The following is a 232-nucleotide window of genomic DNA, read 5'->3' on the forward strand; positions in this document are numbered from 1 at the left end:
TCCGCGGGGAAGTCCTTGGTGTTGCGGGTGACGAGCATCGCACCGTTCACGCGTGCTGTTGCCAGAATGTACGCGTCCAGCAACTTCATCCGCGTGTCGTGACGAATCGCTGCCGCTGCGGCGGCTATGTGCGCATCGATCTCGACAACCTCGAACGGAGACAGCAGGCGAGCAACGGTCGCTCGCTGCTGGGGTCGTTCCCCCGCTAGGATCTCCGTCCAGACGACACGAC

The 232-nt window shown here is 63.4% G+C and carries 1 protein-coding gene; it reads right to left on the reverse strand.

Annotated elements, in window-relative coordinates:
* Nucleotides 1-232, reverse strand: a 232-nt coding sequence (locus AC0IW9_RS32135) for a PIN domain-containing protein (protein WP_471652324.1), incomplete at both ends; no start/stop codon positions are given.

It is taken from the genome of Belnapia sp. AC561 (assembly GCF_979252845.1).